Below are 25,337 nucleotides of genomic sequence, written 5' to 3' on the forward strand. Positions count from 1 at the left end.
ATGGCATATAAATCTGAGCATCGACGCTTGTCATTACTGTGGCGCACTACCCTAGTATTAACGGTATGTGTGCTGATATCTCAAGCTTTTTTGTACATATGGATACAGCGTTCGGTTAATGATCATTTTGAACAAATGGACTCAGAGATCCTGACTCATGCTGCGTTTAATTTACGACAGTATATGACAGAGGTGACATCGGATGATCAGCGCTCTAACAACCTTGCCGACCCTGCTCATCTCGCCAATACAGCATCATCCGTGATAGATATCTTTCGACCAGATTATGAAGTCAAAACAATTATCACTGACCATAATGGACATGTCATTAATAGTCAGCCAAAGGATTTTATTGATAAACTCAATGACTCCCAATTGGTCGAAAAACTATGGCAGCAGCACCGCGATCAACCCTTTGACTTGCAGCTTAATCATCGTCATTATCGCGCGCTGGTCATTGAGCACTCTAATCGCTTGGCATTAATCGCGCTACCGATTGATGTGCATCATCAATACCTTGCCCAGTTTAATCGCCATCTTATTCTGATACTTATTGCGATCACTTTTATCTTAGTATCAGTGGCGGCTTTTAGCGTCTATTTAGGATTCGCCCCCTTAGCGACCATCAGTCAAAAAATGGCACGTATCAACGCCGAGCAGTTAGACGATAGAATCATCGTCTCTGAAATGCCAAGCGAGCTGCGACCATTGGCTGACGCTTATAATGCCATGATGGATAAACTCGAACATAACTTTGCCTCATTATCACAGTCTTCAGATGACATTGCTCACGAACTGCGCACACCACTGGCAACATTAAGTACCCAAACTCAAGTGATGCTCAGTAAACCTAGAGACCATCAAGAATATGTCGAGCAGCTACATCATCAACACGACACGCTCAAGCAACTATCCCTGCTAATTAACAATATGCTATTGCTGGCAAAAACTCAAAAAGGTCTTTACGATTCACAACGTCATCTTGTCGATACTGACTCACTGATAATTAAGCTCATCGATTATTTTGAGCTGATAGCCGAAGAGCGCGGTATCTCTTTTGAGAAAAAAGGGGCATTTGATGTGGTATTAGGGGATGAGAGCTTGTTACAAAGGCTGTTTGCCAACTTGATATCCAATGCGGTTTACTACGCCGCCAGCGACAGTATCATTACTATTACCGCCGTTTCTAGGACTGCTAGCCTCATAAAACATAACGCTCACGCCCTTAGAGAAACGGCTCAGCAGCCCTCGCTAAACATCACCATCACTAATCGCTTGCAGACGCCTCTAACTCAGGCGGAAGCAGATAGACTGTTTGAACGCTTTTATCGTCATGACAAATCCAATAATCAGCACTCGGGCACAGGACTAGGATTGGCCATCGTACAAGCAATCGTCAATGCCCATAACGGCAAAGTCAGTATTACCATTAAGGATGAGTATTACTTTCAAGTTAACGTACAGTTATTAAAAGAATCATAGGACGTGTTTAATCGAGAATAGTCACCGTTTGGTCACCGAGCAGGTGGTCAGCAAGGAGGTGATCAGCGATTTTCAAAAGATAGAATGTATGCAACCAAACTTATAGAGAATACTTTATCTAAGATAGACTAGTCCCTAAGAGTTGATAAGGGAAAAAAAGCCAACCTTTATAGATAAAGGCCGCAAGAAGAATTTTAGACACAAAAAAACCCCAAACAAAATTATGTTTGAGGCGAAACTTGCTTAAACTCGAGAGTTTAAATTTGTTTTAGCTTTTTACTAAATATGGCGCAGCGGACGGGACTCGAACCCGCGACCCCCGGCGTGACAGGCCGGTATTCTAACCAACTGAACTACCGCTGCTTAGGTCGTCTTAGCATCTTCTCTTATTACAGAGACACTCGCTAAAAAGAGTGGTGGGTGATGACGGATTCGAACCGCCGACATTCTGCGTGTAAGGCAGACGCTCTACCAACTGAGCTAATCACCCTGAGAAGCGTTAAAAAATTGCACTGCAATTTTAGCTTCGCAAGTTAAAATTCCTTAAAAGGAATTTTATAGAAAGTTTAATCTTTAAAGTTGTCACGCTTTAAGTCAGTAAAAATTCTAACAACATTGAACTTAATTAAGTCCCCTTGCTGTGGGTGTGTATTATATAGATTTACACATGGCTGTCAAACAGTATTTTCATTTTTTTAACCTATTTTATAGGTTTTTATTTATTAATCTGACAAGCCTATGTTTTCATTGGATTTATATTTTTATAAAAAACCAATAAATTTTCAAGCATGACCCTATTTACTGGCTAATGCTTGTTCGATATCCATTTTTATGGCTTCTGGTTTGGTGGTTGGCGCATAGCGGTCAATGACCTGTCCATCTTTACCAATTAAAAACTTAGTAAAATTCCATTTGATACCGTCTGTTAATACGCCACCCTTTTGCTCTTTGAGCCAATCAAAAATAGGATGAGCGTCTTTGCCATTGACATCAACCTTCGCCATCATTGGGAAACTGACACCATAGTTCTTTTGACAAAATGCGCCAATCTCCTCATTACTGCCTGGATCTTGCCCGCCAAATTGATTACAAGGGAAACCAATAACGACCAATCCTTGATCTTTATATTGCTGATATATTGCTTCTAAACCTTCAAATTGCGGCGTAAACCCACATTTGCTGGCGGTATTGACGATTAATAACATCTTACCTTGATAATCAGCAAAGGCTTGTACAGTTCCGTCCATGTGCTCAGCAGTAAAATCATAAATAGTACTCATCATTTGTCCTTAAATTGATTAATTTATTATTTTGGTTTTTTTAAGCCGTGCTCATGTCTCAATAACATTCATAGTTCTAATAACTGGCAAAGAAGCATATCGCACTTCTTTGCCATGATTCTAAAACAATTTAAGCGACTTGTTCTACCGATTACTTGTCAGGTTTATCTAGATCAATAGACACAGAATTGATGCAATAGCGCATCCCCGTCGTCTCGCTTGGGCCGTCAGGGAAGACATGACCTAAATGTGCGCCGCAGTTACTACAGGTCACTTCTGTCCGCGTCATGCCCAGCGAATTATCCACATGCTCCTCGATAGCGCTGTTATCAACTCCTTGGTCAAAACTTGGCCAACCACAGCTGGCATCAAATTTATTGCTTGAGTCAAATAAGCTCGCACCGCAGCCTTTGCAGCGATAAATACCGTCATCAGTCGCATCGTTATAGACGCCCGTAAATGGGCGTTCTGTGCCCTTTTCACGCATCACGTGATATTCATCAGCACTCAAACGCTCTTTCCAATCAGCTTCTGTTAATTGGCTGATCTCTTCTTGGCTAAGTTGATTGTCTTGCATAATGTATCCTTAATTTGGGTATGTATTATCTCATCCATTAGCATTAGCTTTTATCTGCTATTAACTAACACTTTATCGCCATATTTTTATAAAAACGATGGGCCTTATCTATTGTTTATCCACTCAATATTCAAGGTATACATTACAAGAAAACTATCATAAACAAGCGATAGTGTAAGGTATTGAAAAAGCTATGATAAATAAAATACAGCAAATTTTCTTAACGTATCAATGAATATAGATGTAGCCACGACAATGATTCTCTGAAAGAAGTTTGATATATAGGGCGTGTCCTCAATTCAATCGATTATCTTCTAAATGAGCTAAAAATGGCTAAATTTTGCCAAACATCGTCAAATAGCTTAGCAATATCTCGATATTATTTGCACTACTTTCCTTGTTTAACGACAATTTATCTCATTTTTATTACCATTTTTAAAATAAGGACACGCCCTAGTAGAGTAGCAATGAGGTAACTATAATACTATCAATGCAAGTTATTCTTGCATTGATAAATACATCTTCCTTAAAAACAGCTTGCATTGATACTGACAATGCAATAATATCTTGCATTAAGGCTTAATTAAAACAAATGCCTGCTTTCCTTCTCTCCATTACCAACTAATGAATAAAGGCTTGAATGATTATGGCTGATGACAAAAATAAAAGTACACAAGCCGAAAGACTGGTACAGCTACGTCGTGATAAAGGGCTGACTGCTGAGCAATTAGCGCAAGCCATGACCGCAGCAGGCGCAAAAGTCAGTCGCGGGGCTATCTCGAATTGGGAGCGTGGCACCAATGGCATTGTGTCATCTAAGCTACCAACGCTAGCACACATTTTAGGCTGCAGCGAAGGCTATCTGTTACGCGGTGAACTAAAAAACGACAGTGATAATAATAAAGAGGTGAGTGAAAGCACTCATTCTCATAATAAGGATAGTCAAAATACGTCATCTGCTCAAACTGACAAGATACATGACTCCCAAGCCAATCACACTACTACAACTCCTACTATAGATACAAATTCACAAAATAACCCTATGAGTGGTCACACTATGAACACAATAAAAAAATCGGATAAATTACAAAATGTTTGCTACGACATTCGAGGCCCGCTATTACAAACAGCCAATAAGATGGAAGCAGAAGGCAAACGTATATTAAAGCTGAATGTCGGTAACCCAGCCCCCTTTGGTCTAGAAGCCCCGCATGAGATTTTGCGCGATGTGGCGATGAACCTACCAGACGCGACCGGTTATTCCGACTCGCAAGGGATTTTTTCAGCGCGCAAAGCCGTCCTACAGTACTATCAATCAAAGGGGTTGCTATCGGCAGTTGATGTTCGTGATGTCTATTTGGGCAACGGAGTTTCTGAGCTGATTGTAATGACCATGCAGGCTTTGATGAATGATGGTGACGAAGTGCTTATCCCAATGCCAGACTACCCGCTTTGGACGGCAGCGGCGAACCTAGCTGGTGGCACAGCGGTACATTATCGCTGTAATGAAGACGACAATTGGCATCCTGATATCGAAGACATTAAATCTAAAATCACCTCTAAAACCAAGGGTATCGTGGTGATTAACCCTAATAATCCAACAGGTTCACTTTATAGTGATGAATTACTCAAACAAATTATTGAGGTCGCTAAAGCGCATGATTTAATCATCATGGCCGATGAAATTTATGATCGTATTCTTTATGATGATATGGTACACACCCCAATGAGCACCTTGACTGATGATGTGCTGGTGCTCTCATACAATGGATTATCTAAATCGCATCGTATCGCGGGATTCCGGGCAGGTTGGATGATGGTGTCTGGCAAAAAACACCATGCCACTGACTTTATCGAAGGCTTGGACATGTTAGCGTCTATGCGCTTGTGTTCCAACGTCCAAGGTCAATACGCTATTCAAACCGCGATGGGTGGCTATCAAAGCATGAAAGAGCTCACGTCAGAGCGTGGGCGCTTATATAAGCAGCGTGAAATGGCTGTGTCACGGCTTAATGCGATAAAAGGTATCTCTTGTACCATGCCACAAGGCGCGTTTTATTGCTTTCCAAAGATGGACCCTGATGTTTACCCTATCGAAGATGATATGGCATTTATGATGGATTTGCTTGTTGAAGAAAATGTCTTAATGGTGCAAGGAACAGGCTTTAACTGGGATAAGCCCGATCATTTCCGCTTGGTATTTTTGCCAAACCTACATGATTTAGAAGATGCCATGGACCGCTTAGATCGCTTCTTTGCCAAAAAGCGCAAACAATTTGGTACCGAATAAACCTTAACTTGACATAAAAGAAACGCTTATCGGCATGATGCTGATAAGCGTTTTTTATTTGGAAACGTGCTTATAAATAACGTTAAATAAAACTTTAATAAGCGTACATTTTAAAAAATATTGACCAAAATGATATAACTGATTGCAGACATTGCCGCTGCTGCAGGAAGAGTAATGATCCGTGCCAAACCGATAGGGTTCATCAACGCCGAATTGGTGTCTCTATTGACGATACCGATACCCAGTACTGCACCGACCAAGGTATGCGTGCTTGATACAGGCAGCCCCATAGTTGATGCGCCCATTACCACTGCTGCCGCAGCCAATTCAGCTGAAAAACCAGAAGCGGGATGCATTTTTGCCAAGTTGGTACCAACCGTTTGAATGACTTCTTTACCAATGAACCAAAGACCAACGATAAGCGCAACACCAAAGGTCAGCATAACCGCAGGCGGTACAGCGGCTTCAGTCGCAATGCTATTGGTACGGATAACATCCATAATCGCAGCAAAAGGACCGACTGCATTGGCAATATCGTTTGAGCCATGGCTAAAGGCAAAAGCAGAGGCAGTAAAGACTTGCATCCAGCTAAACATAATAAACGTCGCTTTGGTCAAATCCTCTTTATGTTTACCGCGGATACTCTTGGTATAGATAAAGGTCGCAAGCCACACCAGCGCCGCGATCATACCCATGATTAAAAAGCCTTGCAGCGTCGTCATGCCATTATTGACATTCTTTAGCCCCTTAAAGATGACCAAAGAGGCCATGACCGCGCCGCCTGCAGCCGCAATGATAGGCACCCATTGCTTCAACGCTTTTAGCGTATCAAGGTTGCTGCGTTCATTTTCAATCTCATAAAGCTGTTTATAGTAGTCAGTCTCTAAATCTTCAACATCGCAATCATCATCTTTGTAGATTTCTTGATCACGCAACATCGCTGACGTATAGGCAAGTTGTTCTGATTCTGTTAAACCGTCCAAAAATTCTTTGTGGTTTTGTTTTAAGGTTTTTTTGTCGCCTTTCAAAGTCGCAATGTGCGCCTCTGTTCTATCATTATATTCGATGATATTTTTCTTAATCTGTCCATATAATACATAGGACAAAACGCCGCCCAATAGCGGTGATAATACCCAAGAAATCGCGATGGTGCCAATCGTACTCCAATTCACCGTTGATAATGCCATTTCAGTACCACCTAACGTGATACCTAATACAATAGAGCTACCAACAACGCCGCCAATAATGGCGTGCGTGGTCGAAACAGGCAGACCTTTTTTGGTGGCAAATAATAGCCAAAATGCGGCAGCGATGAGCGCTGACAGCATGACATAAATGAATTGGTTGGGCGTTACTGAAAGACCATCTAAATCGACAATGCCGCTTCGAATAGTATCGGTGACTTCACCACCTGCCAGTACGGCTCCGGACACTTCAAATATCGCTGCGATACCCAATGCCTGCGGGATAGTCAACGTCCCTGCACCTACTGAAGTACCAAAGGAGTTGGCGACATCGTTACCACCAATATTGAATGCCATAAAGACACCAAAAGCAGTGGCCACAATAAATAGCGTCGTCTGTTGACGCATCGTGTAATCTAGACCCCACCACAAAAAGTAGGCGGTCATCGCAATCAGTAAAATGGCAAAAAATAGATTTATTCTCATAGAACCGACTGATTTGGCTGGCTCTGTAGAACTGTTGCTGATACCCATACGTTGATACGTCCTGCGTAAGCTGATTGAAATTATAGGCGGTTGATGACATTGCGCGGCTATTAATAATGCTCGTGATAGCTTCTGACATTAATATAACGTATATGAAACGCGCAATATGCTTGCTAAAAAACGGTTTTTCTTACTGCTATCTTGGTGCTCTACCCTAGCGCTTACCTTTTATTTACTCGTATTTTATTTTACGTAAAGGCAGCAAATAAGATAAAACACATCACTCAATATGTCACAAAGCCGCAAGGAATATTGCCAAATCGTCTGATTACAGCAGCTTGCGGCTTAGATATGTCGTAGTAATAATTTTGGTTCTAATAACTGCTATTGTAAGAACCTTTGCCAAACTTATTAATCAGAGTGATTAAAATGTCTGTGTCAAAGGGTAAAAACACGCTACTCACTCAGTGAGTTTCGTGCACAGCAGAAGCTATTACGCGCCTATTATATTAAATATAAGCGCATAATGCATGATGATATTGCAAGATTTGTAACTGCCAGCAGATGTGTTAGAAAACATCCTGCTGTAACGCCGCATTATACTCTCTTTCCCTGAATTTATTTAACGTTAAATATATAATTATGGCGCTTTGTAACCAACTACCTAATTGAATGACCAATCACATATCAGCTGCCACACACCGCTGATAGTTGCTTAATCGCATGATCTAAAACATCCAAACGTGCTTGACGCTTCTCATTGGTCGCGATGACGCACCACGGTGCGTGCTCTGTATCGGTACGTGCCAGCATATCCGCCGCAGACTGCACATAATCCGACCATTTATCACGGTTGCGCCAGTCATCGTCCGTCAGCTTAAACTGCTTGTGCGGTGTCTTTTGACGTGCCTCAAAACGTTTAAGCTGTTCTTTTTTATCGATAGCCAACCAGTATTTGATAACGATTGTCCCCGCCGCGGCTAAATCCGCCTCAAAGCGATTGATTTCATCGTAAGCACGCTGCCATTCCTCATCCGTGGCAAAACCCTCAATGCGCTCAACCAAAACGAGCCCATACCAAGTCCGATCAAAAATGGCAATACGGCTAATACGGTCGGTTTGCTCGTTCGGAAGTTTGGTCCAAAAACGCCATAGATAAGGATGTTGCAGCTCATACAACATTGGCGCACTGATATTATAAATTTGATACTCGCGTGGGTCGAGCGGCGCCACCAATCTTTTAATCGCGCCACCTTTGCCAGCAGCGTCCATTCCTTCAAAGGCAAAAACGATATGACGCCCTTTGCGCGCACGCAGCAACTGGGCAAGGCGAACTTGTTTTTCTACCAACGCATCACGGTAGTCCGACTTATCAATCTCTGCATTATTGATATCTTTTAAACATTTAGGAATTTTTACGGGTTCAAACTTTGCTGATTTGAGTGATTGCTGAGCTTGCTTCTTAGCCTTCGATTTATCAGAGGTTTGTACTGTATTTTTTTTACTACTCATTAGCGCGGTTTGCATCGCTTGTAGCACTTCATGGCAAAAATGGTCAGCCGCATCTGACTTGTCATCACCATCAATGATGATCCAATCATCTTGCTGGCGTAGCAGAACGGTAGCCACTTGATTAAAGGTTTCGATAACTTTTTTACTATTCCAGTCAATTTGGTATAAAAACTGCGGATCGGCTTCATCATCATTCAGTCGCGCTTGCAACGTTTCGATATCGACATGGAACCAGCATTTAAGCAGTCGGGTTTGATTGGCAGCTAGGTCTTGTTCGAACGCTTGTAGCTTAATAAGCTGCTGCTGTAAATATGCTTGCCATTGCGCAATCGGCAACGCTTTGTCGTTGTCAGACTTGTCATTGTCAGACTTTGTGCTTTTTGATTTTAGATTTTTTGACTGTTCCTTATTATCATTGACATTATCATTGGCATTGACATTGTCTGACGTTGCCATACGCATGACGTTATAAAGCAAGTCAGCATACCAGTTGCCAAAATGAACCATCACATCGCCATGACGGGGTAACGCCTTGGTATGTGCCTGCCAAATCGGCTGATACGCTAAGGGACAATCACCAACGGTTGCCTCAACTTTAAGTAGTCGAGGATCTACCCATTGGCGCAATTGCTTAACAGCAGTGCCCTTGCCTGCCTGCTCCATACCATTGACCAATACCAATAGCCCTGTTGGTTTATTGAGGGTTGGTGGCGTCTGTTGCCGCGTTGCTCGTAGAGCATATTGGGCGGTGACCAGTGCCAATCTCAGTGCATCTTTGTCCATAGAAAACTGGCTCAGGGGATTGGGGGTTAGGCGCTCATCGACAATTTGCTCACTAAATCGTGCACTTAGCGCTTGTGGTGCGGTGGGTTCAGTCGTCTTATTATTTTTGCTCATAACTGTCATCATCCTATGATTGAAAGCGTGTTAGCGTCATCATAGCATTGCAGCAATTCGGTAAATAACGCTGCTATGTAACAGTTTGACATTTGTATTCTGCTTTATTTTCTTTTAAGGTGAACACAATCTCAGACACATGCTGTAATCACGCTCTATAAATACAAAAACCAAAAATATAAAACACGGTTTATCCTGAGCTTTTTATTCGCAACCTTTTAATCCTCTTTACTTTTATGCAGGTTTACTGACCATGGCCTCTTTAGCCGACTTACAACAACATTTGAACCGTTTTTGGGCACTGCCTTATCATGAAGATTTGGCATTAAACGATAAACTTAGCGAGGTGCAAGCTTGGCAACGAGATCGTATTCAGAACACTCATAAAACCTTATTTGAACAACCTCAAAATCAGCTGATGGCAGATTATTTTTTGACACAATTGTATGGCGGCGATGAGTTTAAATTGCTGGCCAGACAGTTAGAACGTATTGTGCCTAAAGCGCAAAAAGTTGAACGTTTTGCGCCAGCAGCGGCTTTAGAGACTGGCAGCATGGCAATACAAGCAGCTATCTTAGCGATAGAGCTAGATTTACATTTAGCAGAATGGCTATTGGCCCAAGATTTAGCCGTTAACGAAGACAACATGCTGAACGCCTATCGCGTAGTCAATGAAGCCGACACCAGACGTATCCAAATCGGTCATTTAAAAGAGGTGTGCTATCGTACCGATAAATATATAAACTCTTTTATGTTGCAAAAAGCCTTTGCCTTGGCTAAAGGCACCGCCTACCGTTACAACTATCAGCCTTTGTATAAATTTATCGATTCAGGCTTTAAAGCGATGAAACCACTAAAAAGTGTCAGCGGCTTTATTGAACCGTTTTGTGAGCGTGAACTTGAGATTATTGACCGTGTTCATGAGACGGATAATGGCGGTAAGCCAATGACGTTTGGTGTATGATAGACGCATCATTTGCTTGGTTAGCTGCTATTTTATACCTTGCAAACCAATAATCATAAAAGTGAATAACAGGATAATGCTATGACCGATAATACCAATAACAACACCGCTCACTCTGACCAAAAGCCAGCGCTCAACACCACGACTAATGGTCACCTGCAAGATAAATTGGTCAGAGATAGCATCACCCACAATCAAAATATTACGTCACAAGTACAAGCACGTCGAAGCTATGAAACTAATACCACGCTTAATACAGGTATTGATGCTGGCGTCGAAAACAGCAAGAGAAATGACTTTACACAAGTCCAAGACCTACCAACGGGAACGCCACAAGGCCAACAAACCACTATGCCAAATAATACTACCAGTAACAATATCAGCAACAACGCTAATAGCAACCATGTAGACAATGTATCTGCACAAACACAAACCGCCAAACAAACGCTTTTTAATCAACGTGATGACATCAATAACCCACATACGCCTGATACTGACGGTAATGAAGAAACGCATTTTGGCTATAAGACTGTCAATAAAGCTGAAAAGCAAGCGCGCGTTGCCGATGTTTTTACCTCAGTTGCCAAAAAATACGACATCATGAACGACTTAATGTCATTTGGTATTCATCGACTATGGAAGCGTTATGCCATTAGCTTATCAGGCGTGCGTGCGGGTCAGCATGTGCTTGATATCGCTGGCGGTACGGGTGATTTGGCCAAAGTATTTAGCCGTGAAGTCGGTAGAAATGGCCATGTGGTGTTATCAGATATCAATGCCGCCATGCTAGAAGTCGGTCATGAACGCTTAATCAATGCTGGCTGCAACAACGTCGATTTTGTACTTGCCAATGCAGAAACACTCGCGCCATTTGATGACAATAGCTTTGATTTGGTCACTATCAGCTTTGGTCTACGTAATGTCACGGACAAAGACGCAGCGCTCAAATCGATGTACCGTGTGCTTAAGCCAGGTGGACGTTTATTAATTTTGGAGTTCTCAAAACCTGTATTTGAGCCATTGTCTAAAGCCTATGATTTATACTCATTTACCGCCTTACCTATTATGGGCAAGCTGATTGCCAATGATTCTGAGAGTTATCAATATTTGGCCGAATCGATTCGTATGCATCCTGATCAACAGACGTTGAAACAAATGATGCAGCAAGCGGGCTTTGAAAATTGTGATTATCATAACTTGACGGCTGGTATTGTCGCTGTCCATCGCGGCTTTAAAGCGTAATATTAAGTTAAAAACTATCGTAATAGACATGCCATCACGTAAAGTGGTGGCAACTGACCTTTACAAATGATGCGCTCTTTTCAGGCGCTCAACTGACTATGCGAGAGCCTTATGCTGACTGTTCTACTTTTGGCGGGTGCCGAAAAGCTGATTAACCTTGCTATTGCTAGTGATGAAATTACCAAATCAGGATTGGCACCGCTTGCTGGCAAAGTGTTGCGACTCAATATGGCCATGCCTGAGATTCGTTTGGATATTTTATTCACTCATGAGCGTTTGCGTTTTGAGCCGGTGACAACCGAGAGTGTGTTTGAGCAAAGTGGCGCGATGAACGAGCACCAACAAGCCAGTATGGAGCGCGCACGGATTGGTCATAGTCGCCCAGACTGTACCATTACTGTAGATAGCCCAGCGCAACTGCTGAATCTGATGCGTGGTGCCGAAGGCAATTTACCTATCGCGGGTGACTACAAGGTACTAATGCAGCTCAAACAACTGGTCGCAGGTTTCGATCCAGATGTTGCAGGACAGCTTGAGCCATTTATTGGTAAGCCGATGGCCAGTCAGTTACATCTACTTATATCACAGCTAAAAGGTAACTGGCGTCATAGTGCCAAACGCGCTTTTGACGATGTCAGCGACTGGGCTAATGAGGTAGCAGGTAATAGTGCTCCTGATCCTACCGAGACAGCAGAAGTAAACGATCTTAAGCAGCAACTGTTAAAGCTGCGGGCTGATGTCGAACGTGAAGAGGCCAAACTTGCTGCTATCAAAGATGAACAGGCACGCTTTCTCAATAACTCGTTTCATCAATAACTGTTGTCGTCGATGATCGCTAAATTCTATTATCGATAGCGCTTTTTATAGATAAGTGCAATTTATAGATAAGTGCAATTTATAGATAAGCACAGTTTATAAATAAGTGCAGTGCCCACCCTATTTTCGACTTTCTTTAGAGTACCCATACCTCATGCTATTATCTCATCGCGCCCGTTTACTTGAGCTTTGGCGTATCGCCGCAACTTATCGCATCGATACTCATCTTTCTATCGAAGACGCGCCACAGCTGCAACCTTTGGCGCGTTTGATTCGCCTACATCCAGCGGCGTGGGGTAAAAAACACCAACCCAATGCGATTAAATATGCACTTGAAGACATGGGCACACTGTTTTTAAAGCTCGGACAACTATTGTCAACGCGTCGCGATTTAGTGCCGCCTGAGATTATCGAGCAATTGGTTCAACTACAAGATAAAGTCAAACCTTTCAATTCTGATGTGGCCATTACCCAAATCCAAGACCCTAAACACGGTCTTGGTCAATCGATTGGCACCTTGTTCGCACGCTTTGATGTCAAACCTCTAGCGGCGGCTTCTATTGCCCAAGTACATACTGCTGCGCTGCATGATGGTCGTGAAGTGGTGGTAAAAGTGGTGCGTCCTGATATTCGTACCACCATCATTGCTGATTTTGAGCTACTACGTGAGCTGGCCAATTGGGCATCAGCGCGTATTGAAGCGGCACGTGCCATTCATATCATCGATATTGTCGAAGACTATCGCCAAGTGATGTTAAACGAGCTGGATTTGATCTTAGAGGCAGACAATACCACTCAGATGCGCAACAACTTCTTGGGTTCCGCATTGATGTACGTACCAGAAGTCTATGATTCTGCCAAAAATGTGATGGTCATGGAGCGTATCCAAGGCGTTCCTATCTCGCAAGTTGAAGTGTTTGATAAGCTAGGTTATGACCGAGCAGCACTAGCAGAAAAAGGCTTAACGATATTTTTTACCCAAGTATTCCGCGATAACTTCTTCCATGCCGATATGCATCCGGGTAATGTGTTTGTAGAGACGCCGCCGGTTAAAACGCTCACTGCCGATATGGCAGCGGTTGACTTAGGGCACGAACCACGCTATATCGGGCTTGATTGCGCCATCATGGGTACGCTATCAAAAGACGATCAGCTTATCGTCGCGCGCATGCTGTTGGCGGTGATGAATAACAACTTTACGGCGATGGTTGATATCGTCAGCCGTGCCGGTTGGATTCCACCAAATACAGACAAGCATGCCCTGATGCGCGATATGAAACGCACGGTTGGTCCAATGTTACAAAAGTCTATCAGTGATATCGACTTTGCTGGTGTCTTAATGCAAATTTTAGATATCGCCCGTCGTCACCATATGAGTATCCCGCCGCAACTCATGCTGCTATTGAAGACCTTGGTTCATGTCGAAGGACTCGGTCGCGACTTGTATCCTGACCTTGATATCTGGTCACTTGCCAAGCCGATTTTAAGCAGTTGGATTAAAGAGCAGCTCGATCCGATGCGTAATTTGCAACACTTGCGTCAGCAGTTACCAGAGATTTTATTATCGACCACTGATATTCCAAAGCTATTGGATCAAGGCTTACAAAGCCTTGCCTCACAAGGATCACGCCAAGACAGTCAACTGCGAGAAATACAACAAATTCGTGCGGATATGCTTAATGATCGCCGCCGAGATTGGCTAGCACTGTCAGGTTTTGCCATTTTAATTGCTATTGCAACACAGGTTGTTGGCTGGCTCTCGCCTATCTTTTATATATTGGCTATTTTGGTTGTCGTTTGGCGTATTTTAGCTTAACACTCTATTATTTTTAATAAAAATAAGTATTGGTTAATAGCCATTACTATCTAATTTTTATTCAATAAACTCCCACTCACTTTCATTGCTTTTTAGTGACATTTAAAGTGAGTGAGAGCTTAGCTTTTACATTGCCTCATTTCTCATTGGCTCGGTAAAAAAGACACTCTGTATAGGAGTCACCCATGTCTACCTCTAAAATATCAATGGCTAAAAAAGACCACAGCGAGGCTATTGCTGCCTTACAAACCCGTTTCGGTAAACAACTTACTACCAATATAACGGTACGTGAGCAGCATGGGCATACGATGACGTGGCTTGCCAATCAGCCACCCGATGCCGTCTTGACAGTAACAGATAAGCACGAGGTAGCAGCTGCGGTGGAGATTTGCAATCAATATAAAATGCCAGTGATTGCATTTGGTATTGGTTCATCCTTAGAAGGTCAATTAAATGCGCCTTATGGTGGATTATGCATCGATATGCATGCGATGGATGGAATATTGCAGGTACATAATGAAGATCTGACGGTGACCGTACAATCAGGCGTCACACGTGAGCAGCTCAATCACTACTTACGTGATACAGGACTGTTTTTTCCAATAGATCCGGGTGCCAATGCCAGTATCGGCGGTATGGTCGCCACTCGCGCTTCAGGCACCAATGCGGTACGTTATGGCACGATGAAAGATGTGGTACTCGCGCTTGAGATAGTCACCGCTAGTGGAGAGATTGTCCGCACTGGTACCCGTGCCAAAAAATCTGCGGCGGGTTATGACTTGACGAGATTAATGATCGGCTCAGAGGGGACACTTGGTATTGTTACTTAGGTGACGCTTAAACTATTCGGTATCAGCGAGCGTATTGGTAGCGGTATTTGCCATTTCACAACGATTGAAGATGCCTGTCAGGCAGTGATGCTGACCATTCAAATGTGCTTGCCGATTGCGCGCATTGAGCTACTTGATGCCATGCAAATTAAAGCCTGTAATCAATATGCCAATCTTGATCTGGATGAGACGCCTACCCTATTTGTAGAGTTTCATGGCACAGATACCAGCGTCGCTGAACAAGCTCAAATGTTTACGGATATTATCGAAGAATTCGGCGGTCGTGACTTCGCTTGGGATACCAATGAAGCCGAGCGCAAGCGTCTGTGGCAAGCACGGCATAACGCTTATCATGCCAGCTCTGCTCTACGTCCTGAAGCCAGAGCCTTATCGACGGATGCTTGTGTGCCCATTTCACGATTAGCAGAATGCGTCAGTGCGACAGCAAAAGATATCGAAGCGTCGGGTATGATTGGGCCTATCGTCGGTCACGTTGGCGATGGTAATTTTCATGTTTTGTTATTAGTCGATACCGATAACCCTGAAGAAATCGCTACTGCTGACGGCATTATCAGCCGCTTAGCTACCCGCGCTATTGAAATGGATGGCACTTGTACAGGTGAGCATGGCATCGGGCAAGGCAAACAAAAATATATGCAGCAAGAGCACGGTAATGCCTTAGTGCTGATGCAAGCGATTAAATCAGCCCTTGACCCTAAAAATATCTTAAATCCAGGTAAAATATGGCCTGAGGCTTTACCCACTGTTTAACTGTTAAATGGTGATTATAAGAAACCAAAGCCTAAAAAATGCCCCTACGTTTAATACTCTAGTTAAACGTAGGGGCATTTTTTAGGCTAATTTCATAACATCTGGTCAATCGCCATCTGGGTCAGTACGCGTCCACGTGCAGTACGTAATACGTAGCCTTGCTGAATAAGGTATGGCTCAATCACATCCTCAAGCGTACCGCGATCCTCAGCCATTGCTGCTGCTACCGCTTCAACGCCAGCTGGACCACCATCAAAACGTTCGTGCAATATCTCAATATAACGTCTGTCCAAATGATCAAGACCACGTCTATCAACTGCCAGCATATCGAGCGCACTGCCCGCAATCGCGCCATTGATAGTACCGTCGCCTCTCACTTCAGCATAATCACGTACACGGCGTAATAAACGATTGGCAATCCTTGGCGTACCACGCGCACGGCGAGCAATTTCCACCGCGCCATCTTCACTCATCGGTACACGCATCAAACGTGCGGCACGACTCACAATCGTGGTCAGGTCAGCAATATTATAAAATTCGAGCCGCTGCACAATGCCGAAACGATCACGCAGTGGTGAGGTCAATAATCCTGCTCGCGTGGTTGCCGCAACCAAGGTAAACGGCGGTAAATCCAGCTTAATAGAACGTGCCGCAGGCCCTTCACCAATCATAATATCCAGCTGAAAGTCTTCCATAGCGGGGTATAGTATCTCTTCAATAACGGAACTCAATCGATGAATTTCGTCGATAAATAGCACATCACCTTCTTCTAGATTGGTTAGCATGGCTGCTAGATCACCGGGACGCTCAAGCACAGGTCCTGAGGTTGAACGCAAATTACCACCCATTTCACGAGCAATAATATTGGCAAGCGTCGTTTTTCCAAGACCGGGCGGACCAAAAATCAAAGTATGATCTAATGCCTCACCCCGACCACGCGCTGCGCCAATAAATACCTCCATCTGCTCACGTACCACTGGCTGACCAATATATTCAGCCAATAATGCCGGTCGAATATTAGAATCAGGCGCATCGCCTGCCCCTTCGAATGGATTAATCAAACGATCTTGCATCATAGGTTTTATCATTATATTAAATCATTATTTTTAAAGAATAGGTATAAATAGCATAACCAAACGCTACGTATAAGTCATGCAAAACATCATAAAGCAGCTACTAAATAAAGCACAGCCTAAAACGAAAATAAGCGACAATGAATGTCGCTTATCTGTTTAAGACTTATTGATACATATCAAGGGTAGTGAGCTATATGAATCAAAATCCTGACAACTGTTGCAATGTGGCTTTTAGTAAACCTTGCGTATCGGCAAAGGTATTACCATTACTCTTAGCAGCTTTAATCGCTTGCTGTGCCTCTCTTTCTTTATAGCCCAAGCTAATCAACGCGCCTTCTACCTCAGCGATGATGCTGCCCTCGTGAGACACCTCAGCAGGTTGCATGGCAAACTCTAAATGACTGCTATCGACTTCGATATTTTTCAGCTTATCTTTTAGCTCAATCAATAAGCGCTGCGCTGTTTTTTTACCGATACCGGGAATACGGGTTAATGCCGTCTCTGACTCTTGCTCGACATGCATCTTTAGCTCAGCAGCTGACATCGCAGATAGCATTGCTAACGCCATTTTTGCGCCAACGCCATTGATCTTGATCAATTGACGAAAGACGTCACGCTCTTTGCGATCGATAAAGCCATAAAGCAGCTGCGCATCTTCACGCACATGAAAGTGCGTCCAAATGCTCGCCTGCTCATTGAGACGCAACTGGCAAAATGACGGTAGCGGCAGCTCTATATCGTAGCCGACACCAGAGGTGGTCATGACACAGGCAGTCGGTGCCATCAAATACTGCACTTGACCACTAATCAATCCGATCATAATCCACTACCTTTATTAGAGCTGATATAAAAAATGAACTGAGCTGCTATTTAATGATAAATGCTATTAAATAAGCATATCTTGTTGGCAACGCTTATCTATAAAAATCAACCATACCTTCAAGACTGATCGGGCGAATTTTATGTGCCTGACCAGCTGAACCAAAGGCCTCGAAACGATTGGTACAGATATCTGACATCGCAACCATAGAGGCTTTGAAGTATTTACGCGGATCAAATTCGCTAGGGTTTTCTGCAAGGAATTTACGAATAGCGCCCGTTGATGCCAAACGTAAATCGGTATCGATATTTACCTTACGCACACCATGCTTAATCGCTTCAACGATTTGCTCAACCGGTACACCATAAGTCTCACCGATGTTGCCACCATTTTCATTGATAACTTTTAACCACTCTTGCGGCACTGATGACGAGCCATGCATGACCAAATGAGTGTTAGGAATACGGGCATGAATCTCTTTTACACGCTCAATCGATAGGATGTCGCCTGTCGGTGGACGGGTGAATTTATAAGCACCATGACTGGTACCGATAGCAATGGCTAACGCATCGACGTTAGTGTCTTTAACGAACTGTTCTGCTTCATCAGCACTGGTCAATAGCTGCTCGTGATCTAAGACGCCTTCTGCGCCAGAGCCGTCTTCTTCACCAGCCATACCAGTCTCAAGACTACCTAAGCAACCAATTTCACCTTCTACCGAAACACCGCACGCGTGTGCCATCTTGACAACTTCGCGAGTCACGCTGGCATTGTAATCATAATCCATTGGCGTTTTACCATCTTCACCGAGCGAGCCGTCCATCATCACTGATGAAAAGCCCAGCTGAATTGAGCGTTGGCAAATCGCTGGTGACATACCATGATCTTGATGCATCACGACTGGAATATGTGGCCACTCTTCGATAGCAGCAATAATCAGATGACGCAAAAATGCAGAGCCTGCATAACTGCGTGCACCAGCACTAGCCTGTACGATAACAGGAGAATCACAGGCGTCGGCTGCCATCATGATTGCACGCATCTGCTCTAAATTATTAACATTGTAAGCAGGGACACCGTAGTTATTTTCGGCGGCATGATCTAGAAGTTGACGTAACGATATTAAAGCCATAAGACGCTCTCTGATTAAATTTTGAATATGATATTAAGAAATCATTCTTAAAAATACGATGTTGCAACAATTGCCCTAAAACCCTAGCCTGATAATAGCCAGACCAGCAAAAAACCAGTGTTTTTTGATCGTAATTATTACGCCGTGATTATAGCAAAAATTGCCAGCGCTTCGTAGCGGTTAACCGACTATTTCTTTCTTTGCTTGATTCACAAAACAGAATGATAGCGAGTTTTATAAAACAATTTGATAAGTTCCATATGATACGCAGCTGATTGAAAAAATGGATAAACCTTGTGCACCATATTTTTGACTGACTAGGGCATGCCCTCAATTCAATCAATGGATATTTAAATGCGCTAAAAATGAGGACACACCCTAACCTCTAGATTATGATTTTAAATACAAAAAAGCCTTGGCTATCACCAAAGCTTTTTAAATATTTTGAGGGCTTAGACAGTAATCAATACCTGCAACCAACAGCTTAATAAGCTATTCATCAATCGATAAATTAGTAGATCAATGGCTTAGGTCCAGTTGCTTATGTATTGATAATTAGTACTGTTGTTCTGCTTCTACTGCGTTTTCACTGGCTTTATTCTCAACAGCAGATGCGCCATCGGCAACCACTTCAGCAGTTTTGGCAACGGCTTCATTTGCGCCTACCACAACTGCTTCACCAGTGTTTTTTAGTGCATCTGTAGCAGCAACACCGGCAGTTTCAGCGCCTTCGGCAACTTCAGTACCAGCATCTTTTGCAGCAACTTCAGCTTCAGCGGCAGCGGCTTCTGTTTCAGCAGCGGCAGTATCAGCGTTAGCAGCAACATCATCACCAGCAGACTCAACAGTAGCTTCGGCGTTCTCTTCTGTTTGTTGGCTACATGCAGTGATTGCAAAAGTACCAGCAAGTACGCTAGCAAGTAATAAATGGCGTTTTAACATAATAAATCCCTCATAAATAAAGCATGTCAAATACATGATTTGCGCTATTTTATAGAGTGCAAATTAGACATGCAATCATAATTTTCAGTATAGAAACAAATAATTACTACTTAATAATAATGAGTGGCCACTGACTCTTATTTCTCTTAAAACAATAAGATAAGAATAGTAGCCAAAATATTATTGATACAGCGTACATGAGATGGTGAGGCTAAATTGTACGGCTAATGTTACTCATCTGCTAAATATCGTTAAAGCGTTACGCATCAATCTGTAGAGCAGCAACCGCAGGCAATACCTTGCCTTCTACAAACTCTAAAAATGCGCCACCACCTGTTGACATGTAGCTAACGCCATCTGCCACTTGATATTTATCAATTGCAGCAAGCGTATCACCACCACCAGCAATCGAAAATCCTTCGCTGTTTTTAACGGCATTTGCTATGATTTGTGTGCCCTGACCAAAAGCATCGACTTCAAAAACACCGACCGGACCATTCCATAAAATGGTTTTTGCGTTGATAATAGCATCCGCTAATTGGTTAGCACTTTTTGGAGCGATGTCCAATATCATGTCATTTTCGCCAATCGTATCGACAGATTTGATGGTCGCAGTGGCTTGTTGTAATGAGCCCGTGAAGTCAGCAAAATCAATCTCATTTTTATCAGCAACGACAACATACTCAGGTAATAAAATCTCAGTCTTAGTCATAATGTCACGAGCTGTCTCAACCAAGTCCGCTTCATAAAGTGATGCACCAACGCTATAACCTTGCGCGGCTAGGAAGGTATTCGCAATACCGCCACCAACGATAATCTGCGAGCACAATTCAGACAAACTGTGCAGCACTTCTAGCTTTGTCGATACTTTTGAACCACCAACGATTGCCAACATTGGCTGTGCTGGGGTTTCAAGTGCCCAGCTTAACGCATCAAGCTCAGCCGCCAATAAAGGTCCTGCACAAGCTGTTTTTCCTGCTCGATGCATAGCTTGGGTAACGCCTTCTGTTGAGGCCTGCGCACGATGTGCGGTGCCAAATGCATCCATCACGAATACATCGCATAAATCAGCGTATTTCTGTGCTAAATCCGCATCGTTTTTCTTTTCGCCCTGATTAAAGCGCACGTTTTCTAATAGCATGACCTCGCCTGCTTGAATTGTCACGCCTTCAGTAAGGTAGTCATTGTTTAAGCTAACGGGCTTTGATAACTCTGTGGCTAATTTATCGCTTAAATACTCAGCAACTGGTGCTAGCGAATATATCGACTCAGGACTGCCTTCAGTTGGACGACCTAAGTGTGAACAAACTATAACGGCCGCGCCTTTTTCTAACGCCATCTTAATCGTAGGCAAACTGGCTTGCAGGCGTGCATCACTGGCGACTTTACCGTTTTTAATAGGCACATTGAGATCTTCACGAATCAACACCACTTTATCCGTTAAGCTCAGCTCACTCATACGCAAAAAATTCATTACCTGCTCCTATGCATCATCTCTTGTTAATCTATCGGTTGGCTTTTTACTCATTACTGAAAATATTTATCAAATCGGCTGCTCTTGTCTGTGGCTTTATAAAAGTAACCAAGCAAGAATTTGAGGCGGTGTATTCTAGCAGTTTTCTAGCAAGTGCTCATAAAGAACGCACTATTAAATTTTACTCGGGCGTATCCTCATTTTGAAAATGGGGATAAAAATAAGACAAATGGCTAAATTTTAATAAAAATCAGTAACATTTCGTGGTGGCACTTAGTAATAAGGCTGTTTAAGATGCTATTAGCACTGATAATAAATAATACCTACAATAAAAATAACCCATTAGGAGAACCCAATGAGTATCGACCTTCAAGCTGCCAAACAAAACCTACTAACACTTAAAGAAGAATATGAGACTCGTATCGATAAAATCGAAGATCATATCCAAAACCCGCAAGACGACCTCAATGAGCATTGGGAAGACCAAGCCATCTCTTATCGTCAAAACGACATGCGTACAAATTTGATGGTTGAAGCCCGTCAAAGTTTGATCTATGTCGAAAATGCACTAAGTCGTATTGAAAACGGGACTTATGGTAAATGTGAAGTCTGCGGTGAGCAAATTGAAGAACAGCGCTTACAAGCACTGCCTTACGCTACCCTATGTATGGAACACGCTGAATAACGACCCATTTTTACTCTAAAACATCCATTCCAAACCAAAGTTCCAGTGATCAAGTAGGCGTTTTCCATTGAGAGAACGCCTGCTGCCATTGTTTACAGCGCGCAGCGATTTGATCCACGGGCAAATCCATAATATCTCCAACGACCCCCACGTAAGTAATGGGCAAACCTGCCAGCTCGGTGACATTTTCTGCCGTCAAGCCACCGATGACACATATCGCTATATTTTGCTGACAGCCATCTATGAGCTGCTGACGCGAGATAACATTGGCGTTAGGTTTTGTACTTGAGGTAAAAATCGCACCCATAGCGGCATAGCTTACGCCCTCATTTTTTGCTTCTTCAACCAGTTCTATCTTGCCATGACAAGTGCGTCCGATCACTTGGTTTGGTTGTAGTTCGTGCTTAGCATCAGTGACTTCGCCATCTTGTTGACCCAAATGCACACCAACGCCGAGCTTGGCAGCCAGTTTAATATTGTCATTGATGACGACTGGTACGCTGTACGCTTTCGCCAACTCAACTATTTGTCTAGCCTCTTCGTATAGACGAGACTCACCATCAGGTAGCGCCAATATCTGCTTGCGACGAATTTGTAACAGCGCAATGAATCCTGTTGCTAGTGCTGCTTCTAATTTGCGATACAGCAGCGCAAACTCATCGTCATTGGTCAGTAAATATAGCTTTGGCGCTGATATAACAGTCGATGTTTGAGTCATGTTATTTTTCCTAGAGTGTGTCCTCATTTTAAAAATGGAGATAAAAATGAGATAAATTTTTAGCCCATGTAGAAGTCCATTGATTAAATTAAAGACAAACCTTAAATTCAACACAATAAAAAGGCTGTTATATCGAATAACAGCCTTTTTTATAAATGCTAAAACAGTAAAGTTATACCGTGCGGCGTGTCGCTAAACTGTTTAGAATATTTTTGGCATCACCCCAACGTGTGGCTGAGCTGTTCGCTCCTAAGATGACGATAATTGCTGGGCGGTTATTCACACGCGTTTCCATGACCACACAACGACCAGCTTCATTGATAAAACCTGTTTTTGAGATACCAATTGGATAATCACCGGCACGAACCAAGCTACTGGTGTTATTGGCTTTATAAGTACGGTTACCACTTGAGTAGTTAGACACATAAAAGTCATAGCTCTTGGTGGTCGAGAAACGACGAATCACGTCATAGTTACCCGCCGCGCGAACCATTTTAACCAAGTCATTTGATGAAGCGACGTTGCGCTTATCAAGACCCGTTGGATCACCAAAGAAAGCCGTGGTCATACCCAGATCTTGAGCTTTGCGATTCATGGCACGTATAAAGGCGGTATAGCCACCTGGATAATTACGCGCTAAACTCTTTGCTGCTGGATTTTCTGATTTCATCAGTGCCATCAGCAACATCTCAGCACGATTCAAACGATCGCCTGATTTGAGGTTAGAGCTGGCACGCTTAGGGCCGACGAAATCTTCTGGATCGAGTGTGAGCTCTTCACGCATATCGAGACCAGCATCCAATACGACCATGGCCGTCATCACTTTAGAGATACTGGCCATTGGGCGTGCAATGTCAGCATCTTTTTCATAAATAGATTCGCCCGTTTCAGCATCGATGACCGCAACACTACGCGAATCAGTGCTGATCGGTATCATGTTACTGCTACCAAATGAGCCACGATACGTTGTATTGTAGCTGTTACTGCTATTGTAACTGTTATTACTACTACCGAAGCTATTGGCGTTGGTGATACTGGTCGTACCATTGCCACTATCAACTTTCTTGATAGCTGAGCCTTTGGATTTGTACATAATATTACGTGCTTCAGACAGACTATCGGCACCGCCCCAACTCATGCGAGCACTAGAGCTAGTGTCAGCGCTACCATTAATAGTAAGTGCGGCTTGTGCAACACTGCCCAAACTCAATGAAATCATAGCAGCGATTAATTGCTGTTTGGTTAATGGTAGTTGCTTCATTATGCCTCCTGCTGTCACGATGCTGTTAATTAGAGAATCAGTTACATACTAACCAATAGCAACAACGTACGTAGCGTTTATGAATGGGTTTATAAGTACTCGTATAGAGTTTTTGTATTTTTAGTGTATCATGGTTTGCATTTAAGTTTAATGTATCAAGCTGATTTAATAATTTATTTTGGTGTAATTCAAATTTTACTACAACCACTTTATATTACAGAAACATTGACTCACATTTCAGCAATATATCTTAACTTTGAACACTGTAATTATTCGTTTTTTGTTATATTAAACAATGGTATCTATCTAAAAGATTAGCAATATTTTATTTTTTCAAAAACTAAAAAAACGACTCTAATGATTTTATTTTTTGTCATTTAGCGTCAATAAAAGCCTTCATTCTGACAAACAACAAAGAGTATCGTTATGATTAAAGTACTGGTAGTAGATGATCATGATTTGGTGAGAATGGGTATTAGCCGCATGTTGTCAGATAGTATCGATATCGAAGTAATCGGCGAAGCGGACAGCGGTGACATGGCCATCAAATTGGCCAAACAATTGCGCCCTGATGTGGTTTTGCTTGATGTCAATATGCCTAATATTGGTGGGCTTGAAGCAACCAAACGCTTAATTCAGCTGGATATGGGTATCAAAATATTGGCCGTCAGCAGTATGTCAGCGCAGCCGTATCCTTCGATGCTTATCAAAGCGGGGGTCAATGGCTATATCACGAAGGGCACGCCGCTCGATGAGATGATTCGCGCTGTCAAAAAAATCTATCAAGGTGGTCGTTATTTTAGCCAAGATGTCGCTGAGCAACTGGCTGATGTTTTGCTGTCAGATAATGCCAACTCACCTTTTGACTTACTGAGTGATCGCGAAAAACAGGTGGCAATGATGGTTGTTAACTGTCAAAGCCCGCAGCAAATCGCCGATCAGCTATTTGTGAGTGTCAAAACCATCAACACTTACCGCTATCGTATTTATGAAAAAGTTGGGGTTGATAGCGATGTGAAGTTAACACATTTGGCCATTCGTCATGGTCTAATTCAGCCATAACTCATTAGGGCGTGTCCTCA

The 25,337-nt window shown here is 42.9% G+C and carries 19 protein-coding genes, 2 tRNA genes and 1 pseudogene; 9 read left to right on the forward strand and 13 right to left on the reverse strand.

The genetic code is table 11. The features are described 5' to 3' along the window. The gene (locus JMV76_RS08795) at window positions 1–1,482 is read left to right on the forward strand and encodes an ATP-binding protein (protein WP_201502389.1); all 1,482 of its coding nucleotides are present in this window, start codon (window positions 1–3) and stop codon (window positions 1,480–1,482) included. 286 nt (window positions 1,483–1,768) lie between these two features. On the opposite strand, the gene JMV76_RS08800 is transcribed toward JMV76_RS08795, so the two are convergent. The 4 genes from JMV76_RS08800 to msrB form a co-directional block, all read right to left on the reverse strand. Continuing rightward, a tRNA-Asp gene (locus JMV76_RS08800) sits at window positions 1,769–1,845 on the reverse strand. Window positions 1,846–1,896: 51 nt separating this feature from the next. Beyond that, window positions 1,897–1,972: transfer RNA gene (locus JMV76_RS08805), tRNA-Val, on the reverse strand. 304 nt (window positions 1,973–2,276) lie between these two features. Next, window positions 2,277–2,762: a glutathione peroxidase gene (locus JMV76_RS08810; protein WP_045451216.1), complete on the reverse strand. Its 486-nt coding sequence runs from the start codon at window positions 2,760–2,762 to the stop codon at window positions 2,277–2,279. A 151-nt stretch (window positions 2,763–2,913) separates the two neighbouring features. Further along, window positions 2,914–3,339 carry a peptide-methionine (R)-S-oxide reductase MsrB gene (gene msrB / locus JMV76_RS08815; RefSeq protein WP_201502390.1) on the reverse strand — a complete coding sequence of 142 codons (426 nt, stop codon included), beginning with the start codon at window positions 3,337–3,339 and terminating at the stop codon, window positions 2,914–2,916. A 646-nt stretch (window positions 3,340–3,985) separates the two neighbouring features. Here msrB and JMV76_RS08820 point away from each other — a divergent pair. Further along, a complete protein-coding gene (locus tag JMV76_RS08820; protein ID WP_445260951.1) occupies window positions 3,986–5,629 on the forward strand; it encodes an aminotransferase class I/II-fold pyridoxal phosphate-dependent enzyme in 1,644 nt (547 codons plus the stop codon). A 110-nt stretch (window positions 5,630–5,739) separates the two neighbouring features. Here JMV76_RS08820 and JMV76_RS08825 read toward each other — a convergent pair whose 3' ends face one another. Next, on the reverse strand, window positions 5,740–7,347 hold the full coding sequence (locus JMV76_RS08825; RefSeq protein WP_201502391.1) for an inorganic phosphate transporter: 1,608 nt from the start codon (window positions 7,345–7,347) through the stop codon (window positions 5,740–5,742). Window positions 7,348–7,986: 639 nt separating this feature from the next. Further along, the gene (locus tag JMV76_RS08830) at window positions 7,987–9,708 is read right to left on the reverse strand and encodes an ATPase (RefSeq protein ID WP_201502392.1); all 1,722 of its coding nucleotides are present in this window, start codon (window positions 9,706–9,708) and stop codon (window positions 7,987–7,989) included. A 253-nt stretch (window positions 9,709–9,961) separates the two neighbouring features. Here JMV76_RS08830 and JMV76_RS08835 point away from each other — a divergent pair, with 253 nt between their 5' ends. The 5 genes and pseudogenes from JMV76_RS08835 (at window position 9,962) to JMV76_RS15175 (ending at window position 16,147) form a co-directional block, all read left to right on the forward strand. Next, entirely contained in the window at window positions 9,962–10,672 is a 711-nt protein-coding gene (locus JMV76_RS08835; protein WP_201502393.1) for an FFLEELY motif protein, read from the forward strand. Window positions 10,673–10,753: 81 nt separating this feature from the next. Continuing rightward, a complete protein-coding gene (gene ubiE / locus JMV76_RS08840) occupies window positions 10,754–11,914 on the forward strand; it encodes a bifunctional demethylmenaquinone methyltransferase/2-methoxy-6-polyprenyl-1,4-benzoquinol methylase UbiE (RefSeq protein ID WP_201502394.1) in 1,161 nt (386 codons plus the stop codon). Between the two features lie 111 nt (window positions 11,915–12,025). Then, complete coding sequence (locus JMV76_RS08845; protein ID WP_201502395.1) at window positions 12,026–12,730, forward strand: ubiquinone biosynthesis accessory factor UbiJ; 705 nt, start codon at window positions 12,026–12,028, stop codon at window positions 12,728–12,730. Between the two features lie 154 nt (window positions 12,731–12,884). Continuing rightward, window positions 12,885–14,546, forward strand: a complete 1,662-nt coding sequence (locus JMV76_RS08850; RefSeq protein ID WP_201502396.1) for an ABC1 kinase family protein — start codon at window positions 12,885–12,887, stop codon at window positions 14,544–14,546. Between the two features lie 206 nt (window positions 14,547–14,752). Then, window positions 14,753–16,147, forward strand: a pseudogene (locus JMV76_RS15175) (FAD-binding oxidoreductase). 92 nt (window positions 16,148–16,239) lie between these two features. Here the strand turns inward: JMV76_RS15175 and ruvB are convergent. The 5 genes from ruvB to JMV76_RS08880 all read right to left on the reverse strand — a co-directional run bounded on the left by ruvB (window position 16,240) and on the right by JMV76_RS08880 (window position 21,591). Next, window positions 16,240–17,220 (reverse strand): Holliday junction branch migration DNA helicase RuvB, encoded by a 981-nt coding sequence (ruvB, locus tag JMV76_RS08860; protein ID WP_201502430.1) that lies wholly within the window; start codon window positions 17,218–17,220, stop codon window positions 16,240–16,242. A 202-nt stretch (window positions 17,221–17,422) separates the two neighbouring features. Beyond that, entirely contained in the window at window positions 17,423–18,043 is a 621-nt protein-coding gene (ruvA, locus tag JMV76_RS08865; protein ID WP_045446946.1) for a Holliday junction branch migration protein RuvA, read from the reverse strand. 94 nt (window positions 18,044–18,137) lie between these two features. Continuing rightward, the gene (gene fba / locus JMV76_RS08870) at window positions 18,138–19,175 is read right to left on the reverse strand and encodes a class II fructose-bisphosphate aldolase (protein WP_201502397.1); all 1,038 of its coding nucleotides are present in this window, start codon (window positions 19,173–19,175) and stop codon (window positions 18,138–18,140) included. A 555-nt stretch (window positions 19,176–19,730) separates the two neighbouring features. Next, window positions 19,731–20,117 (reverse strand): hypothetical protein, encoded by a 387-nt coding sequence (locus tag JMV76_RS08875; RefSeq protein WP_201502398.1) that lies wholly within the window; start codon window positions 20,115–20,117, stop codon window positions 19,731–19,733. 259 nt (window positions 20,118–20,376) lie between these two features. After that, window positions 20,377–21,591 carry a phosphoglycerate kinase gene (locus JMV76_RS08880; protein ID WP_201502399.1) on the reverse strand — a complete coding sequence of 405 codons (1,215 nt, stop codon included), beginning with the start codon at window positions 21,589–21,591 and terminating at the stop codon, window positions 20,377–20,379. A 355-nt stretch (window positions 21,592–21,946) separates the two neighbouring features. Here JMV76_RS08880 and JMV76_RS08885 point away from each other — a divergent pair, with 355 nt between their 5' ends. Next, the gene (locus tag JMV76_RS08885; protein WP_045446956.1) at window positions 21,947–22,276 is read left to right on the forward strand and encodes a TraR/DksA family transcriptional regulator; all 330 of its coding nucleotides are present in this window, start codon (window positions 21,947–21,949) and stop codon (window positions 22,274–22,276) included. Window positions 22,277–22,325: 49 nt separating this feature from the next. Here the strand turns inward: JMV76_RS08885 and JMV76_RS08890 are convergent, their stop codons facing one another. Together JMV76_RS08890 and JMV76_RS08895 are read right to left on the reverse strand one after the other, a co-directional pair. Further along, a complete protein-coding gene (locus JMV76_RS08890) occupies window positions 22,326–22,994 on the reverse strand; it encodes a thiamine phosphate synthase (protein ID WP_201502400.1) in 669 nt (222 codons plus the stop codon). Window positions 22,995–23,166: 172 nt separating this feature from the next. After that, window positions 23,167–24,255 carry a serine hydrolase gene (locus JMV76_RS08895; protein ID WP_045451193.1) on the reverse strand — a complete coding sequence of 363 codons (1,089 nt, stop codon included), beginning with the start codon at window positions 24,253–24,255 and terminating at the stop codon, window positions 23,167–23,169. 426 nt (window positions 24,256–24,681) lie between these two features. On the opposite strand from JMV76_RS08895, the gene JMV76_RS08900 reads away from it, so the two are divergent. Then, window positions 24,682–25,317, forward strand: a complete 636-nt coding sequence (locus tag JMV76_RS08900) for a response regulator (RefSeq protein WP_055123802.1) — start codon at window positions 24,682–24,684, stop codon at window positions 25,315–25,317. Window positions 25,318–25,337 lie beyond the last annotated feature (20 nt).

It is taken from the genome of Psychrobacter cibarius (assembly GCF_904845955.1).
Lineage (GTDB): Bacteria > Pseudomonadota > Gammaproteobacteria > Pseudomonadales > Moraxellaceae > Psychrobacter > Psychrobacter cibarius_B.